Annotated in this window: 16 protein-coding genes and 1 pseudogene; 7 read left to right on the top strand and 10 right to left on the bottom strand. The window is 70.3% G+C overall.

The features are described 5' to 3' along the window. The first annotated feature begins 217 nt into the window (after positions 1 to 217). Both ACH4UK_RS07715 and ACH4UK_RS07720 read left to right on the top strand, forming a co-directional pair. Complete coding sequence (locus ACH4UK_RS07715) at positions 218 to 1,429, top strand: glycoside hydrolase family 64 protein (RefSeq protein ID WP_398355701.1); 1,212 nt, start codon at positions 218 to 220, stop codon at positions 1,427 to 1,429. Positions 1,430 to 1,584: 155 nt separating this feature from the next. Then, a complete protein-coding gene (locus tag ACH4UK_RS07720) occupies positions 1,585 to 2,262 on the top strand; it encodes a peptidoglycan-binding protein (RefSeq protein WP_398355096.1) in 678 nt (225 codons plus the stop codon). Between the two features lie 44 nt (positions 2,263 to 2,306). Here the strand turns inward: ACH4UK_RS07720 and ACH4UK_RS07725 are convergent, their stop codons facing one another. Continuing rightward, positions 2,307 to 2,831: a hypothetical protein gene (locus tag ACH4UK_RS07725; RefSeq protein ID WP_398355097.1), complete on the bottom strand. Its 525-nt coding sequence runs from the start codon at positions 2,829 to 2,831 to the stop codon at positions 2,307 to 2,309. Between the two features lie 294 nt (positions 2,832 to 3,125). On the opposite strand from ACH4UK_RS07725, the gene ACH4UK_RS07730 reads away from it, so the two are divergent. After that, a complete protein-coding gene (locus tag ACH4UK_RS07730; RefSeq protein WP_398355098.1) occupies positions 3,126 to 3,746 on the top strand; it encodes a YceI family protein in 621 nt (206 codons plus the stop codon). Positions 3,747 to 3,834: 88 nt separating this feature from the next. Here ACH4UK_RS07730 and ACH4UK_RS07735 read toward each other — a convergent pair whose 3' ends face one another. The 4 genes from ACH4UK_RS07735 to ACH4UK_RS07750 form a co-directional block, all read right to left on the bottom strand. Beyond that, a complete protein-coding gene (locus ACH4UK_RS07735; protein ID WP_398355099.1) occupies positions 3,835 to 4,866 on the bottom strand; it encodes an iron-siderophore ABC transporter substrate-binding protein in 1,032 nt (343 codons plus the stop codon). A 66-nt stretch (positions 4,867 to 4,932) separates the two neighbouring features. After that, positions 4,933 to 5,787: an ABC transporter ATP-binding protein gene (locus ACH4UK_RS07740; protein ID WP_398355101.1), complete on the bottom strand. Its 855-nt coding sequence runs from the start codon at positions 5,785 to 5,787 to the stop codon at positions 4,933 to 4,935. A 1-nt stretch (position 5,788) separates the two neighbouring features. Then, complete coding sequence (locus ACH4UK_RS07745) at positions 5,789 to 6,808, bottom strand: FecCD family ABC transporter permease (RefSeq protein ID WP_398355702.1); 1,020 nt, start codon at positions 6,806 to 6,808, stop codon at positions 5,789 to 5,791. Positions 6,809 to 6,891: 83 nt separating this feature from the next. Continuing rightward, positions 6,892 to 7,959 carry a FecCD family ABC transporter permease gene (locus tag ACH4UK_RS07750; RefSeq protein ID WP_398355102.1) on the bottom strand — a complete coding sequence of 356 codons (1,068 nt, stop codon included), beginning with the start codon at positions 7,957 to 7,959 and terminating at the stop codon, positions 6,892 to 6,894. Between the two features lie 268 nt (positions 7,960 to 8,227). On the opposite strand from ACH4UK_RS07750, the gene ACH4UK_RS07755 reads away from it, so the two are divergent. After that, positions 8,228 to 8,806: an MSMEG_1061 family FMN-dependent PPOX-type flavoprotein gene (locus ACH4UK_RS07755; protein WP_398355103.1), complete on the top strand. Its 579-nt coding sequence runs from the start codon at positions 8,228 to 8,230 to the stop codon at positions 8,804 to 8,806. A gap of 93 nt (positions 8,807 to 8,899) precedes the next feature. Here ACH4UK_RS07755 and ACH4UK_RS07760 read toward each other — a convergent pair whose 3' ends face one another. Both ACH4UK_RS07760 and ACH4UK_RS07765 read right to left on the bottom strand, forming a co-directional pair. After that, positions 8,900 to 9,724, bottom strand: coding sequence for an esterase/lipase family protein (locus ACH4UK_RS07760; RefSeq protein WP_398355105.1), 825 nt, complete (start codon positions 9,722 to 9,724; stop codon positions 8,900 to 8,902). Positions 9,725 to 10,011: 287 nt separating this feature from the next. Further along, the gene (locus ACH4UK_RS07765; RefSeq protein WP_398355106.1) at positions 10,012 to 11,535 is read right to left on the bottom strand and encodes a catalase; all 1,524 of its coding nucleotides are present in this window, start codon (positions 11,533 to 11,535) and stop codon (positions 10,012 to 10,014) included. A 413-nt stretch (positions 11,536 to 11,948) separates the two neighbouring features. Here ACH4UK_RS07765 and ACH4UK_RS07770 point away from each other — a divergent pair, with 413 nt between their 5' ends. Continuing rightward, entirely contained in the window at positions 11,949 to 12,119 is a 171-nt protein-coding gene (locus ACH4UK_RS07770) for a hypothetical protein (RefSeq protein WP_398355108.1), read from the top strand. Between the two features lie 10 nt (positions 12,120 to 12,129). On the opposite strand, the gene ACH4UK_RS07775 is transcribed toward ACH4UK_RS07770, so the two are convergent. Beyond that, entirely contained in the window at positions 12,130 to 13,113 is a 984-nt protein-coding gene (locus tag ACH4UK_RS07775; RefSeq protein WP_398355109.1) for an NAD(P)/FAD-dependent oxidoreductase, read from the bottom strand. 75 nt (positions 13,114 to 13,188) lie between these two features. Continuing rightward, a complete protein-coding gene (locus ACH4UK_RS07780) occupies positions 13,189 to 13,602 on the bottom strand; it encodes an ATP-binding protein (protein ID WP_398355110.1) in 414 nt (137 codons plus the stop codon). Between the two features lie 113 nt (positions 13,603 to 13,715). Here ACH4UK_RS07780 and ACH4UK_RS07785 point away from each other — a divergent pair. Further along, positions 13,716 to 14,462: pseudogene (locus ACH4UK_RS07785) on the top strand (Scr1 family TA system antitoxin-like transcriptional regulator); the annotation flags it as partial. A gap of 77 nt (positions 14,463 to 14,539) precedes the next feature. Next, positions 14,540 to 14,809 carry a DUF397 domain-containing protein gene (locus ACH4UK_RS07790; protein WP_398355111.1) on the top strand — a complete coding sequence of 90 codons (270 nt, stop codon included), beginning with the start codon at positions 14,540 to 14,542 and terminating at the stop codon, positions 14,807 to 14,809. Positions 14,810 to 14,863: 54 nt separating this feature from the next. Here ACH4UK_RS07790 and ACH4UK_RS07795 read toward each other — a convergent pair whose 3' ends face one another. After that, complete coding sequence (locus ACH4UK_RS07795; protein ID WP_398355112.1) at positions 14,864 to 15,736, bottom strand: GyrI-like domain-containing protein; 873 nt, start codon at positions 15,734 to 15,736, stop codon at positions 14,864 to 14,866. Between the last annotated feature and the right edge of the window lie 183 nt (positions 15,737 to 15,919).

The following is a 15,919-nucleotide window of genomic DNA, read 5'->3' on the forward strand; positions in this document are numbered from 1 at the left end:
TCGGTTCCGGCAAGTACCGCTTCGGGGCGTCGGGTTGTGAAGACTCGGAGTTTTTGAGAGCGCTCTCAGTCACAAGTATTGACGCTCGTGCCGGGCCTCGCGAGAGTGGTGCGCACCGCAGGCACCCCCACAGTTCCTGTCCCTCCCCGCGCCACCCCCCACCCCCTCGCCTGCGGCCCCCCACCACCTCGGGAGTCCCCTCGTGATTTCACGCCGAATGTTCCTGACCGGCGCCGCCGCCTCGGCCGCGGCGCTCACGTACCCCGCCTGGGGCACCGCTCTGAGCCCCCGCGCCTCGGCGGCCCCCGCGACCTGCGAACTGGCCCTGGAGAACAAGTCGTTGCCGGGCACGGTCCACGCGTATGTGACCGGCCACGAGCTGGGCACCGACCGCTGGGTGCTGCTCAAGCCGGACGGCGGCGTCTACCGCCCCGACTCCCCCGGCGCTCCGCAGACCCCGCTGCCCGTCGACTGCGCGATCCCGCTCAAGGGCGCGGGCGCGGGCCCGGTCGTGCTGACCCTGCCGCAGATGTACGGGGCACGGGTCTACTTCGTCCGCGACGACAAGCTGGACTTCTTCCTCAACCCGGGCCCGTCCCTGGTGGAGCCCGCCTTCGCGACGCCGACGGACCCGAACTACGGGCGGACCTGGGCGTTCGCCGAGTTCACCTTCAACACCGAGCAGCTGTACTCCAACATCAGCTACGTGGACCTGATCACCGCGCTCCCGATCGGCATCACGCTGGAGGGGGACGGCACCCACGTCGTGGCCCCGCACCCCGAGGGCGCGGTGCAGCGGATCGCGGACGACCTCACCGCCCAGGCCGCCGCCGACGGGCAGCCGTGGGACAAGCTGATCACCCGGGGCGACGACGGCAGCGTCCTGCGGGTCGTCTCGCCGCAGAACATCATGGCCCCGTACTTCGACCGGCCCGCGGAGATGCCGTTCCGGGACCTGTTCACCGCCCAGATCGACGAGGTCTGGGAGAAGTACCGCTCCGAGGACCTGCGCATCGACCTCCAGGGCGGCCGGGGCACGCTGGCCGGCCGGGTCAGCGGGGACACGCTGACCTTCGAGGGCGGCCACACCTTCGTCAAGCCCGAGACGAAGGACATCTTCACCTGCAACCACGGCCCGTTCACCAACAACCCGGGCGACTCCGACGACAAGAAGGCGATCCTGGCCCGGCTGGCGGCGGGCTTCAACCGCTCCATCATGCTGAGCCACCCGAGCCAGCCGAACGGCACCTCGACGGCGGACTACTACCAGGGATCGGTCACCAACCACTGGTCCCGGGTGGTGCACGCGAACAGCCCGATCGGTTACGCGTTCCCGTACGACGACGTGCGACCCGACGGTGAGCCGGACGTCTCGGGTGCGGCGCACGACGGGAACCCGCGTCGCTTCACGGTGAGCGTGGGCTCCTGACGCCCCATCGCCCGACATGCGTGTGCCCCCGCCCGTCCGGCGGGGGCACACGCATGTCGGGGCGGCCGCGGGGACCCGGCAGCCGATACCTCATCAATTGACACGGTGTGTGGCGTTCTTGACTTCGTCCCGGCATGCCGGGACGGTTCCTCCGTATGCGAATGAACCGACTTCCCCGCCGCCTGCTCGCGGCGGTCGCCGCCGGATTCCTGCTCACCGCGGCGGCTCCGGCGCACGCGGACCCCGCCCCACCCCCGTCACCCGCCCCGGAGGCCGCCGGCGCGCACGGTCTGCCCGCCTTCCAGGCGAGCTACGGCCTGTCCCCGACCGGCCGCGTGGACACCGCCACCGCCCAGCTGCTCAAGACCGCCCCGGACAGCGAGCTGCGGGCGTTCTTCGCCGCCCCGTCCGACCTCGGCCCGGAGCAGCTGACCCACGCCCGGACGGTCATCGGCGTCGGAAAGGGAGCGGATCTCTCCGAGGAGGCGCAGATCATCGCCCTGATGACGGCGATGCAGGAGTCGAAGTTCGTCAACTACACGACGGCGGTCGACCACGACTCGCTCGGCGTCTTCCAGCAGCGCCCCAGCATGGGCTGGGGTACGCCGGCGCAGATCACCCATGTCCCGACCGCGGCCAAGTCCTTCTACGGGCTGCCCTCGCCCAGCGCCAACCCGGGGCTGCTCCAGATCGACGGCTGGGAGTCGATGGACCCGGGCGACGTGTGCCAGGCGGTCCAGCGGTCCGCGTACCCGGACCGGTACGCGCAGTGGGAGGACTTCGCCCGGGACCTGCTGGAGCAGGAGGGCCCGGACGCCGACCCGGTTCCGTGAGGCTGTGGGGCCGCCCCCTGCGGGGCGGCCCCCGGCTTCCGCTGTCAGCAGCCGCCGCAGTTGTAGAACGTCACGTCCCAGTGGTTGCCCTCGTCCGCGTAGATGTTGCCGGAGCCGGACTGGTACTGGCGCGCGCCGTCGCCCCGTACGCCGATGTAGGTGAAGACGCCGGTGACGTAGTTGTTCACACAGGTGCTCTTGGCGAAGTCGAGCTTGTAGCCGTTCCAGTGGGAGTACGTGCCGCCGGCGTGCCCGGTCTCCGTTCCTCCGGTGATCCTGAGCGCGCAGCCGGTGGCGCTCTTGAGGGTCTGCGCGCCCTGGGCGCTCGCCAGGTTGAGCTGGTCGAACGAGGTGCAGGTGGGCACGTTCCGGTTGGAGCAGCCGCCGGAGGACGACCAGGTCACCCCGGACGAGCTGAACCGGGAGGTCGCCTGCGCGTGGGTCAGTTTGGTCACGGCGTGCGCCTCGGTGGCGCCGCCGCCGAGGGCGCCGATGCCGGGCACGAAGAGGGCGCCGAGGACGAGGGCCAGGGCGGTGAGGGCGGAGCGGAGTCGTGGACGGGTCACCATGGGGGGATTCCTCCTGCTCATGACAAATCAGAGGGTGCGCGGGCACGGGGCCGCACACACCGGGCAGGGAGATAGTGCCCGAGTTCTACGCGCGTCCGCCAGAGGGCGACACGCGCGGAAACGGCGAGTCCCGCACCGCGCAGCCCGCCTCGCCGCGCAGCCGATCGGGGGAACCCGGACGCTAGATGTTGAACTTTGAACTAGATAGCGTTACAGTCGAACTCGTTGAAGGTTAAACAATGCTTTCGACGCCGCTCGACCCCGTCCCCCGCAGCGCATCCCCGAGGAGGAGCCATGGCTCTGTTCACCCGCAAGTCGACCGCCGCCCCCACCGTCACCGAGGCCCCCTCGGTGGACCCGGCGCTGGCCGCCCTGACCGGCACCTACACCCTGGACCCGGCCCACAGCAGCATCGGCTTCACGGTGCGCCACGCCATGGTCACCAACGTGCGCGGCTCCTTCGGCGAGCACGAGGGCACCCTGGTCGTCGACGGCACGGACCCGGCGAACTCCTCCGCCTCCATCGACGTGAAGATCGCCAGTGTCGACACCGGCATCGCCGACCGCGACGGCCACCTGGTCAGCGGCGACTTCTTCGACGCCGAGAAGTTCCCCCTGATGACGTTCCGCTCGACGAAGGCCGAGCAGCTGGGCGGCGAGGCGTACCGGATCACCGGCGACCTGACCATCAAGGACGTCACGCGTCCGCTCGCCATCGACCTGGAGTTCAACGGCTCCGCCACCGACGTCTACGGCAACGAGCGCGTCGGCTTCGAGGGCAGCGCGGACATCCTGCGCTCCGACTGGGGCCTGACCTGGAACGCGGCGCTGGAGACCGGCGGCGTGATGGTCAGCGACAAGGTCAAGCTGACCTTCGACATCTCCGCGATCAAGGCCGCGGTCCCGGCGGCCTGACGCCCCCGGCCGCCGAGCGCGGCCGCCCGTCGACCAGCAGCGCCCCGCACCCGGTTCTCCCGGGACGGGGCGCGCGGTGCGTTCGGAACTACTTCGCGACCTTCTCCGCGAAGAGCGGGACGACCTTGTCCAGCGCGTACGAGACGGACAGGATCGAGTCCGTGGCGAACGCCTGCGAGATGTCCTGGTCGTCGAAGACGAGGTCGTGTCCCGCCTTCACCGACGGGACCGCCTTGTACAGCGGGTCGTTGCCGATGTCGGTGGCCGGGATACCGATCGGGGCCATCACCGTGAGGTCGGCGTCGAGCATGTCCAGGTTCTCCTTGGAGACCGGGACGGAGAAGCCCTCGCCGGCCTCGGCCTCGGCCTTCGGGTTGTTCTTGAAGCCGAGCCGTTCGACGAAGTCGACGCGTCCGGTGCCGCCGACGTAGATGCCGAAGCCCTCCGAGGTGCGCGAGCCCACGGTGATCGTCTTGTCCTTGAACTCGGGGTGGGCCTTCGCGGCGGCCTCGAACTTCTTCCCGGTCTCCGCGATCAGCTTCTCGCCCTTGTCCGGCACCCCCATGGCGGCGGCGATCATCGTGGTCTGCTGCTCCCACGAGATCTTGTACTGGTCGCCGCCCTTGGGCACGCCCACGGTCGGGGCGATCTTCTTCAGGGTGTCGTAGCGGGTCCGGTCGCCGCTGGACTTGGTGTCCAGGATCAGGTCCGGCTGGAGGGAGGCGATCTTCTCGAACTCCGGCTCCATCGTGCCGATGAGCTCAGGCTTCTTGTCGTACATGCCCTTGGCCCACGGGCCGACGCCCTCGCCGCCGAACGGCAGCCAGTCACTGGCCCCGACCGGCTGGCCGCCGAGCGCGAGCACGGTCTCCGCGTCGCCCCAGCCGAGCGCGACGATGCGCTGGGGCTGCTTGTCGACGGAGACCTCGCCGAACTTCGTCGTCACCTTGGCCGGGAAGGCGCCTTCGGACGCACCACCGGATGCGGCGGAGGACGCGGAACTGTCGGAGTCGTCCGACGAGCCACAGGCCGAGAGGCCGACGAGCAGGGCGGCGACGGCACCGGCCGCGAGGACGGGGGTGCGGCGGGGGCGCCGGGCGCGGAGAGCGGAAGCGTTCATGCCCTTTAGGTTAGCCTCACCTAATGACAACGGTGCCATCGGGTGGGCCCCGTCGGCCGTACGGGGTCAGGCAGCCGGATCCTTCACGTGATGGCGGCCCAGCGGCACGACCATCGGAGTGGCCGACGCCGGGTCCTCGATCACCGAGCAGCGCATGCCGAAGACCTCGCCGACCAGTTCCTCCGTCACGATGTCGACCGGCCGGCCCTCCGCGACGATCCGCCCCGCCTTCATCGCGATCATGTGGTCCGCGTACCGGCAGGCCAGGTTCAGGTCGTGCAGCACGGCCACCATGGTCACGCCCTGCTCGCGGTTGAGGTCGGTGAGCAGGTCCAGGACGTCCAGCTGGTGACTGGCGTCCAGGAAGGTCGTCGGCTCGTCGAGCAGCAGGATGTCCGTGCGCTGGGCCAGCGCCATCGCGATCCACACCCGCTGGCGCTGACCGCCCGACAGCTCGTCCACGGAACGGTCGGCGAGTTCGAGGACGTCGGTCGACAACAGCGCCTGCGCGACCGCCTCGTCGTCCTCGGCACCCCAGCGGCGGAACCAGCCCTGGTGCGGGTAGCGGCCCCGGCCGACCAGGTCGGAGACGGTGATGCCCTCGGGGGCCGTGGGGCTCTGCGGAAGGATGCCGAGCACGGCGGCGACCTCCTTGGTCGGCATCTCCTGGATGGACCGGCCGTTCAGCAGCACCGCCCCGGCGGAGGGGGCCAGCAGGCGGGCCATCGCCCGCAACAGGGTCGACTTCCCGCAGGCGTTGGGGCCCACGATGACGGTGATCCGGCCGGGCGGCACGGTCACGCTCAGACCGGGGACGATCTCGCGTTCGCCGTAGCCGAGCCGGACGTCCCGGGCTTCCAGAGTGTGATCGGCCACGACAGGGCCACGCCTTTCGTTGTCGTCGTCTCGATGAACCGCCATGTCAGCCCCCGCTGCCCACGCGGTTGGCGCGGGCCAGGAGCAGGAGCAGATAGGGGGCGCCGATGATGCTGGTGACCACGCCCACCGGCAGCTGCACCGGGAACAGGTGCTGCGCCGCGAAGTCGGCGACCAGGACCAGCAGCGCCCCGGTCAGGGCGGCCTGCGGCAGGGCCGCTCCCCGGCCCGGCACCAGCCGGCGGGCGATCGGCGCGGCGACGAACGCCACGAACCCGACGGGCCCGGCGGCGGCGGTCGCGATCCCGGCGAGCGCGGTCGCGCAGCCCAGCAGCGCGAGCCGGCCGCTCTCGACCTTGGCGCCCAGCCCGGCGGCGGCGTCGTCCCCGAGCTGGAGGGGGCGCAGCGCGTGCGCGGCGAGGACGGTGAGCGGGACGAGCAGGCCCAGCGCGGTGAGCAGCGGCCACACCTGGTTCCAGGAGCGGCCGTTGAGGCTGCCCGCCAGCCAGCGGAACGCCTCCTGCGCGTCGGTGACTTCGGAGCGGGCCATCACGTACCAGACGATGCTGGACAGTCCCATGCCGACGCCGATGCCGATCAGCACCAGACGCTGCCCGGCGATGCCCTGCCGCCAGGCGAGCAGATAGATGGCGGCTCCGGCGGCCAGCGAACCGGCGAGGGCGCTCGCGGAGAGGGCGAGCCCGCTGACCTGGAAGAGCAGAGCGGCGGTGACGGCGACCGCGCTGGCCCCGGCGCTGATGCCGATGAGGTCGGGGCTGGCGAGCGGGTTGCGCAGCACGGTCTGGAAGACGGCTCCGGAGAGGCCGAAGGCGGTGCCGACGAGAATCGCGAGCAGGGCCCGGGGCAGGCGCAGCTCCAGCACGACGAACTGCGATCCCCCGTCGCCGCCCCCGAACAGGGTGGCGACGACCTTGTCGATCGGCATCACCATGTCGCCGAAGCTGAGCGAGACGCCGAACATGACGAGCACGGCGGCCAGCAGGCCGGTGCCCACGAGGAGGGAGCGGCGCAGGCTCCGGCCGCGTACGGCGGAGACCCGGCGCATGGCGTCGGCGAGCCGCGCGTCGGACGCGGACGCGGTCTCCTTGCGGCGGGACCCGGTCACCGGGGTGCCGGAGCGGGGCGCGGTCACAGTTCCACCAGCTTCCGGCGCCGGACGAGCCAGATGAAGGGAACGCAGCCGATCGCGGCGGTGATCACGCCGACCTGGACCTCGCCGGGCCGGGTGATCACCCGGCCGACGATGTCGGCGACGAGCAGCATGACGGGGGCGAGGACCATGCTGTACGGGAGCACCCAGCGGTAGTCGGGGCCGGTGATGAGGCGGGCGGCGTGCGGTACGGCGAGCCCGACGAAGCCGATGGGCCCGGCGACGACGGTGGCCGCCCCGCAGAGGATCACCACGGCGAGGGCGGAAACCAGCCGGATGGTCCCGACCCGCTGGCCCAGGCCCCGGGCCAGGTCGTCGCCGAGGGAGAGGGCGTTGAGCTGCGGCCCGAGGGCCAGCGCGAGGACGACACCGACCAGGATGAACGGCGCGACCTGCCACAGCACCTCGGAGCTCCGCGCGGTCAGCGCGCCGAGCTGCCAGAACCGGAACTGGTCGTAGCTGCCCCGGTCCTGGAGCAGGATCGCGCTGGTCACCGAGGTGAGTACGGCGCTGGTCGCGGCCCCCGCCAGCGCCAGCTTCACCGGCGTGGCGCCTTCGCGCCCGAGCGAGCCGACCCCGTACACGAGGAGGGCGGCGAGCAGCGCGCCGAGGAAGCCGAACCAGATGAACTGGGTGGCGACCGTGAACCCGAGCAGGGTGATCGAGCAGACGACGGCCACGGACGCGCCCGCGTTGATGCCGAGGAGCTGGGGGTCGGCGAGCGGGTTGCGCGCGACGCCCTGCATCACCGTGCCCGCGAGGCCGAGCGCGACACCGGCCAGCAGTCCGGCGACGGTGCGCGGGATGCGGACCTCCTGGACGATGAGCTGGCCCTTGACGGAGACGTCCGGGTCGAGGACCCCGTCGACGACGTCCCGGAAGGGCACGTCGCCCGAGCCGACGGCGAGACTGGCGACCACGGTGAGGAAGAGCACGGCGAGGGCGGCCAGGAGCCCGAGGGCGAGCACGGGCCGGCTGCGCTTGCGCCGCGCTTCCTTGCCGCCGCCCGGCGGCTTCTCCTTCTCCAGGAGCGCCGGGCCGCTCACGACCCGGCCACCGGGGCGGCCGGCATGCGGTGGTGCACTGTTCGTTCCTCACCCTTTGACTCGTCGACGCGTGCGCGCGTGGGGTCTCCCGCCCGCGGGCACCCTCGTGTCGGGGCCGCCCTCGTCGACCGGTCCGGCCGGGCCGTGCGCGGCCTGCCGCACCCGGTCCACCCCGGACGGGGAGTACGCGGGGGCCCAAAGTAAGGTCACCCTAACAGCGCCCGTTCGACGGTGCGCTGCTGCACCCCACGAGCTCCGGAGCCCTTCCTTGTCGTACGCCGCCGAGACCACCGCCCCCGCCACCGGTCCGCTGGCCGGGGCCGTGCCCCTGGGCTCGGCGGACGAACTGCGCGAGCTCCTGGGCCCCCCGCACCCGATCGTCATCGACAAGGTCCACGACCGGCTCACCGACGACGACCGGGCCCTGCTGGCCCGCTCCCCGCTGTGCACCCTGGCCACGTCCGACGCGGCCGGCAACTGCGACGCCACCCCGCGCGGCGACGCCCCCGGCTTCACCCACGTCCTGGACCCGGGCACCATCGCCCTGCCCGACCGCCCGGGAAACCGCCGCGCGGACAGCTTCCACAACATCCTGGCCAACCCGCACGTGGGCCTGCTCTACCTGATCCCCGGCGCGATGGACGTCCTGCGCATCAACGGCCGGGCCCGCATCCTCACGGACGCCCCGTTCTTCGACACGATGACCGTGAAGGGCCAGCGCCCGAAGCTGGCCCTGGTCGTCGAGATCGACGAGATCTTCCGCCACTGCCCGGCGTCGCTGAAGCGCTCGGGGGTCTGGGCGCCCGAGACGTGGACGGGGGCGGCGGGCCTCCTCGGCGGGGAGTGAGAGTCCCGATCGCGCCACCCGGGCAACAGCGTGGGGCCTCGACCCTTCGCGGGAAGAGGCCCCACCAGGAGCTTCGCAGGAGAGAAGCGGGATCTACATCGCGGACGAGTAGTACACCGCCATGCGCGCCTGCTCCACGGGGGAGACGCGCTTGTACCACTTGCTCCACTTGGAGTGCTTGATCCGGCCGTAGCGCTTTCCGGCGCGGATCTCGATGAGCTGGTTGTGGCCGATCCTGGCTTTGTACTGGACTTCATGCTCCGCGATGCCCGCGATGCCCGATGTCTCCGAGACGATTGCGTCGTCGTAGGACGAAATCGTGGTCCAGTCGGTGCCCATGCGGGAATTCGGCATGGTGTTCGGGAGGCTCTTGAGGAACGCGCTGCCCTGCTTCATGTCCTCGCACTGCTTCCACCGCTTCTTGCAGGCGGAGCCCCAGCCGGTTCCGCCGTGCGGGGCGCCCAGGGTGACAACGTCCTCGATGTAGAGGCGCGGCGGGAAGTCCTTGGTCCCCTTGGCTGTGTGGTACAGCGCGGCACGGACGACGAGACCGCCCATGGAGTGGGCGACGACATCGAGCTTGATGTTCTTTTTCGAGTAGTTCTTGTAGGCGTAGTTCGCGAACGCCTTGGCCACGGTCTTCAGGGCTGTGCCACGACTGCCGTTGGCATTGTACGAGCACCTTTTGTTGCCCTTGTAGTAGCCGAAGGTGAGCAGCTTCCCCTTCCACTTCTTTGCCTTGAAGTGTGCACGGGCGGCAGAGAAGTAGTCGGTGCAGTCATGCTTTCCGAGCGGAGCGAACCCGTGGACGAAGATGACCCTGTTACTGGACCCGGTAGACCGGGACGGTGCCGCACTCGCGGGTGTGACCGCGACCGCGGTGATGACCATGGCCAGCACCGCGGAAAGAAACAGCATCAACTGTCTCTGTGATTTCCCCATAGAATCCCCCGTGTCTGGTGGCGTGTTCTCGAAACCGGAAATTCTCCTTCCGGCGGCGAAAAATTAGCACGGGCGACGTCACGGAACTATCTTTGCGCCACTCCGGTCGTGTAACCACGATCGGAGAAGTGCATCCGATGGTCGAGCGTCTGCTCGGCGTGGCCCTCAGCTGCACGACGACAGGCCCCCTCCCCGTCGATGACGGGGAGGGGGCCTGTCACACGCGCCGTATCGGCGCCTGCCCGGGGTACGGTGCCGCGACCTCAGGCCTTTCGCTGCATCGACGAGCGGGCCGGGTTGCCCTGCTCCGCCGCCTTCGGGTCCTTCTCCCCCGCCTTGGCGCGCACGCCCTGCTCGATGCGCCCGCCGAGCGAGGCGTCGACGTTCGACCAGTACTGGAACGCCCGCTGGAGGATCGGCTCGCTCACCCCGTTGAGGAGGTGGCCGACGATGTTGTCCACCAGCCGGTCCCGCGCCGCGTCGTCCAGGACCTCGCGGACCATCGTGCCCGCCTGGCCCCAGTCGTCGTCCTCGGCGTGGTCGACGTAGGCCGCCCGGGTGATGTCGCCGTCGGCGTACCAGCTCGGCGGGGTGCCGTAGCGCTCGGTGTCGGCCTCCGGGCCGCCCTTGGAGTTCGGCGCGTAGACCGGGTCGGCGGTCTTCCGGTACGCCATCGCCCCGTCCTTGGAGTACGTGTGCACCGGGGCGACGGGGGCGTTGACGGGGAGCTGCTGGTAGTTGCCGCCGATGCGGTAGCGGTGCGCGTCGGCGTAGCTGAACAGCCGGCCCAGCAGCATGCGGTCCGGGCTCGGGCCGATACCGGGGACGAAGTTGTTCGGCTGGAAGGCCGCCTGCTCGATCTCGGCGTGGTTGTCCGTGGGGTTGCGGTTCAGCGTCATCTTGCCGACCTCGATCAGCGGGTAGTCGCCGTGCGGCCACACCTTGGTCAGGTCGAACGGGTTGAACCGGTAGTCCTTCGCGTCCTCGTACGGCATGACCTGGACCTTCAGCGTCCAGCTCGGGTGCTCCCCGTCACGGATGTGCTCGAACAGATCACGCGTGTGGTAATCCGTGTCCGCGGCGGCCATCTGGTCGGCCTCGTGCTGCGTGAACGTCTCGACGCCCTGGTCGGTCTTGAAGTGGTACTTCACCCAGAACCGCTGCCCCTGCGCGTTGATCCACATGTACGTGTGCGAGGTGTAGCCGTTCATGTGGCGCCAGCTGCGCGGGATGCCGCGGTCGCCCATCAACCAGGTGACCTGGTGGGCCGATTCGGGCGAGAGGGTCCAGAAGTCCCACTGCATGTCGTGGTCGCGGAGGTTGTTGTCCGCCCGGCGTTTCTGGGACCGGATGAAGTGCTGGAACTTCATCGGGTCCTTCACGAAGAACACGGGGGTGTTGTTGCCCACCATGTCGTAGTTGCCTTCGCTGGTGTAGAACTTCACCGCGAAGCCGCGCGGGTCCCGCCAGGTGTCCGGGCTGCCCCGCTCCCCGGCGACGGTGGAGAACCTGGCGACCAGCTCGGTCGTGGTGCCCGGCTGGAAGAGTGCGGCCTTCGTGTACGCGGAGACGTCCGCGGTCACCTCGAACTTCCCGAAGGCTCCGCTGCCCTTGGCGTGCGGCTGGCGTTCGGGGATGCGTTCGCGGTTGAACTGGGCCATCTGCTCGATCAGGTAGGAGTCCTGGAGCAGGATCGGCCCACCCGGGCCGACGGTGAGCGAATGCTCGTCGCTCTCCACCGGGGCGCCGGAGTCGGAGGTGGTCGGCTTGCGCGAGGTGTCGGTCATGTCGTCGTTTCCTCTTGTTCGTCTTCCGCAGACGTGTCGGCGATGGCTCCGGCGACGGCTGCCCTGCCGGCCCTCTGCCAATGTAGGCAAACATGGACGAATCGACTCGTCGAGGAGGCGTCCCGACGGACCTCCGCGCCGCGCCGGCCGGATCGCCGCCCCGTCGCCGACCCGCACCCGGGGTGCCGTCATCCGCCTGCCCGCGTTACGCCGGACGGGAACGGGCGAGCGGGCCAGCACCACCACCGGCCGGGCCGGGACAAGCCGGGCCGAGTCGACTGAGTACCTTCCCTCCCCCCTTTGAGTACGGCACCGCCTCCGCCCGCCGGCCCCGACCGTGCGAGTCTTCACCCCACGGAGCCGGGGGGCTCCGGTCACCGGTCTTGGGTGATGGGGCGGGGTCAGGAGCAGTCGTGGATCTGTTCGATGCGGAGCTGGGCGGGCGGGACGAGCCATCGGCGGGCCCCGGGGGCAGCTGCTCCTGGGTCACCGTCGTGATCCTCGGGGTTCTGGTACTGCTCGCGGTGCTGGTGCACACGTTCTTCGGGTGGGCGCGGGACCTCCTCGCCGCCCTGTTCTCCTGACGGCTCCCGCTCAGCCCCGCCGCCGCGCCGCCACCGCGTCGCGGGTGTCCTCGGCGATCAGGTCGCCGTTGACCGCCCCTGCCGCCATGAGGCCGGCCGCGGCGGCGCCGATGACCTGCTCGGTGAGCCGGGTGACATTGCCCGCCGCCCAGACTCCGGGGATCTCGGTCGCACCGGTCGGGTCGGTGGAGATGTACGTACCGATCACCTCACCGCCCATCTCCTGTGCGACCGGGACCAGCCCCAGCGATTCCAGTACGGCCGACCGCGCGACGAAGCGGGCCTGGACCACCAGCGCCTCACGCGGAACCACCCGGCCGCCGGCCAGCCGTACGCCGGTGAACCGGTCGTCCGCGACCTCCAGGCCCGTCACCTCGCCGTCCACCACCGCCACGCCCCGGGCCGCCAACTGCTCGTACTCCTCCTCCGTCGGCTCCGGGCCCGTGTGGCGGAAGAGGGTGACGTCCTCGCTCCACTGCCGCCACATCAGCGCCTGGTGCACGGCGAGGGCCCCGGTGGCGAGCACGCCGATCGGGCGGTCCGCCACCTCGCGGCCGTGGCAGTACGGGCAGTGCAGCACCTCGCGCCCCCAGCGCTCCGCCAGACCGGGCAGGGGCGGCAGCTCGTCGACGAGCCCCGTCGTCACCAGCAGCCTGCGCGCCTCGACGCTCCGGCCGTCCTCCGTCACCACCCGGAAGCCCCGCTCCCCCGGCAGCCGCTCGGCCGAGGCCACCCGGCCCTCGACGATCTCCGCCCCGTACCCGGCGGCCTCGCCCCGGCCGATCGCCAGCAGCTCGCCGGGCGGGGTCGATTCGCGGCCCAGGTAGTTGTGCACATGGGACGCGGGCGCGTTCCGGGGCTCCCCCGCGTCGATCACCAGGACCGACCGCCGGGCCCGCGCCAGGGTCAGCGCCCCGCTCAGGCCGGCGGCCCCGCCGCCCACGATCACCACGTCGTACCGCTGCTGCTTCATGTCGTCACTCCTCTTCGCCATGCGGACCACCTCCGGTTGATGACGAGCGTGCGCCGACGAGGCCGAAACGACAAATATACTTGCCGAAACAGCAAGTCACGCGAGGCCGAACTCGCACCACACGACCTTGCCGGGGTTCCGTTCCCCCACCCCCCACGCGTCCGCCACCGCCGCGACCAGCAGCAGCCCGCGCCCGCCCTCGTCGTCGGGCCCCGGCAGCTCGCCCGCCGGGCGCACCTCGCCGTCACCGCTGTCGTGCAGCTCCACGCGGAGCACGTTCTCGATCCGCTCCAGGTAGATGTGGACCTTGAAGCCACGCCCCGGCGGTACGCCGTGGCGGAGGGCGTTGGTCGCCAGTTCGGTCACGCAGAGCAGCACATCGTCCGCGCGCTTCTCGCACTCCCACTCGACCAGAGCCTTACGGGCGAACTTGCGTACGACCGGGATCGACCTGCGCTCACGGCAGTAGAAGGCGGCGCGGTAGTACGGGAGTTGGGTTGTTTCGTTCATGCTTCCACGCTCACACGCTGTAACTAGGCTTCAGCAGAGCCCAGGGACGTACAAAAGGTTTTGTACGGGTTCTGACGGGTTGACAGCGGGACCGGAACGGGGAGAGGCAGGTCATGCAACCGGGAAAGCAGAGCGGCATCAGGCGAGTCACTTCATGGCAGCTGGTCGGGGCGCAGTTGCGCCACTTCCGCAAACTCACCCGGCTGACACAGGCCGCCCTCGCCGAGCAGCTCGGGGTGGGTGAGGACACGATCGCTTCGATCGAGCAGGGGCGTCGGGCTCTTCAGCTGGACCTGGCCATCCAGCTCGATGAACTACTGCAAACCAAGGGTGCGTTGCGGGTCGCGGTGGAGCGGATTCCGCGGAAGGAGCGCTACCAGGCGCTGGTGAAGGACTTCGTGCAGTACGAGCAGAACGCGGTGAGCCTGTTCTCGTACCAGTCGCAGCTCATCCCCGGTCTGCTCCAGACCGAGGCGTACGCGCGCTTCATCTTCGGCTGCAACTACCCACCGCTCGAAGACGAGGAGATCGAGAAGCGGGTAGCGGAGCGTCTCGGCCGCCAGAAGATCTTGGAGCGCAGGCCCCGGCCGATCCTCCACTTCATCCTGGAGGAGAGCATCCTGCACGCCCAGCTGGGCGACCCGGAAGTGATGCGGGAGCAGCTTCTCCACCTGCGGCGCTGCATGGATCTCCCGTTCGTCACCCTTCAGATCATGCCTCGCAACACCCTTCGGCACGCCGGGCTCGCGGGCCCACTCGTCCTGCTGGAGCCCCCCGACCACGACGGGCTCGCCTACATCGACGGCCAGCTGCGCGGGGAGCTGTACGACGAGCCGGCTGACGTCAGCGCACTTATGCAGAGGTATGGGATGCTGCGTTCCCAGGCGCTTACCGTCGCGGAGAGCGCCCGGCTACTTGACGCACTGCTTGGAGAGACATGTCCCGCGCAGCACACACCTCCCCCGGCCCCATCGACCTCCACTGGTTCAAGTCCAGCTACAGCAACGGTGACGGCGGAGACTGCATCGAGGTCGCCTACCACTGGTTCAAGTCGAGCTACAGCAGCGACCAGGGCGGCAACTGCGTCGAAGTCGCCGCCCACCCCGCCGCCGTCCACGTCCGCGACTCCAAGGTGACCGGCGGCCCCGTCCTCACCGTCGAGCCCGCCGCCTGGAGCGCCTTCGTCCACGGCAGCACGGCCACCTGAGCCGTACCCGTACACGAAAAGAGAGCGTTGTCAGCGCAGGAGGTCGCGGCTCGCTCAGCCCCCGGCGGTCCACTCCACCGGGATCCAGAGCTCCGCCTCCGCCCGCTTCCCCTCATCCGACAGCCGCACCCGCAGGATCTCCGGGCCGGGCCGGGAGGCGTATGGGTTCGACGGGAACCACTGGGTGAACACGTCCCGCCAGAGGTACTGGAGGGTCTGCGGGAACTCCCCCTCGCTCTCGAAGACCGCCCAGGTCCCCGCAGGCACGTCCAGGGCGTCCAGGTCCTCCGGAGGTTCCGCGCCGCTCACCACACCGTGGTAGTAGTCGAGTTCGGTGCCCTCCGCGCGGCTCGGGTCGAGCTGGTCGCTCACCCCGACGAGCCCGGCCGGGTCCTGGTCGGAGAGGGCCGCGATACGGTCCAGCTCCTGCCGGCCGATCCCCCGGATGAACTCCGCGATGGCTTGATTCGGCCCCTCGTGGATCAGGGGCACACGGGCTCGCTTCCCCACCACCCGGAATGCGTCCTTCTCCACCAGCTTGTACTGCATGTCACCACTCCCTTCGACGACGAGCCGGAAGGTCAGCCGTTGCTGGGACCGCAGAACCGCGCCGCCTCGGCGGGCCTCGCCGGGGCCGATGCCGTGCACGGCCCGGAAGGCGCGGGCGAAGCCCTCCCCTGTGTCGTAGCCGTACCGCACCGCCACCTCCAGCAGCGTCCGGTCGGGGTCGCCGAGCACCTCGGCCCCCGCGACCGTCATGCGACGGCGACGGATGTACTCCGACAGCGGGAGCCCCGCGAGCGCGGAGAACATCCGGCGGAAGTGGTACTCCGACGTCATCGCGATACGCGCGAGCTCCGCCGCCTCGATGCGCTCACCGAGGTGTGCCTCGATGTGCTCCATCGCGTCGTTCAGTCGTTCCAGCAACCCTGGCTCCTTCCCTTGCTCGTTCACCGTAGGGAAGGGTCATCCTGCCGGACCCGACCGTCCGTGCCCGGATCGGTCGGTCCGGGCACGGACGGCCGGCTGCTTCCGGCGTTCGGCCGGATGCCGGCCGCCAGGGCCTGCGTCGCGGGCTCGGAGTACGGCGGTTTCCGCGGAGTTGCCAGG

The sequence above is a fragment of the Streptomyces sp. NPDC020884 genome, assembly GCF_044333935.1.
Classification (GTDB): domain Bacteria; phylum Actinomycetota; class Actinomycetes; order Streptomycetales; family Streptomycetaceae; genus Streptomyces.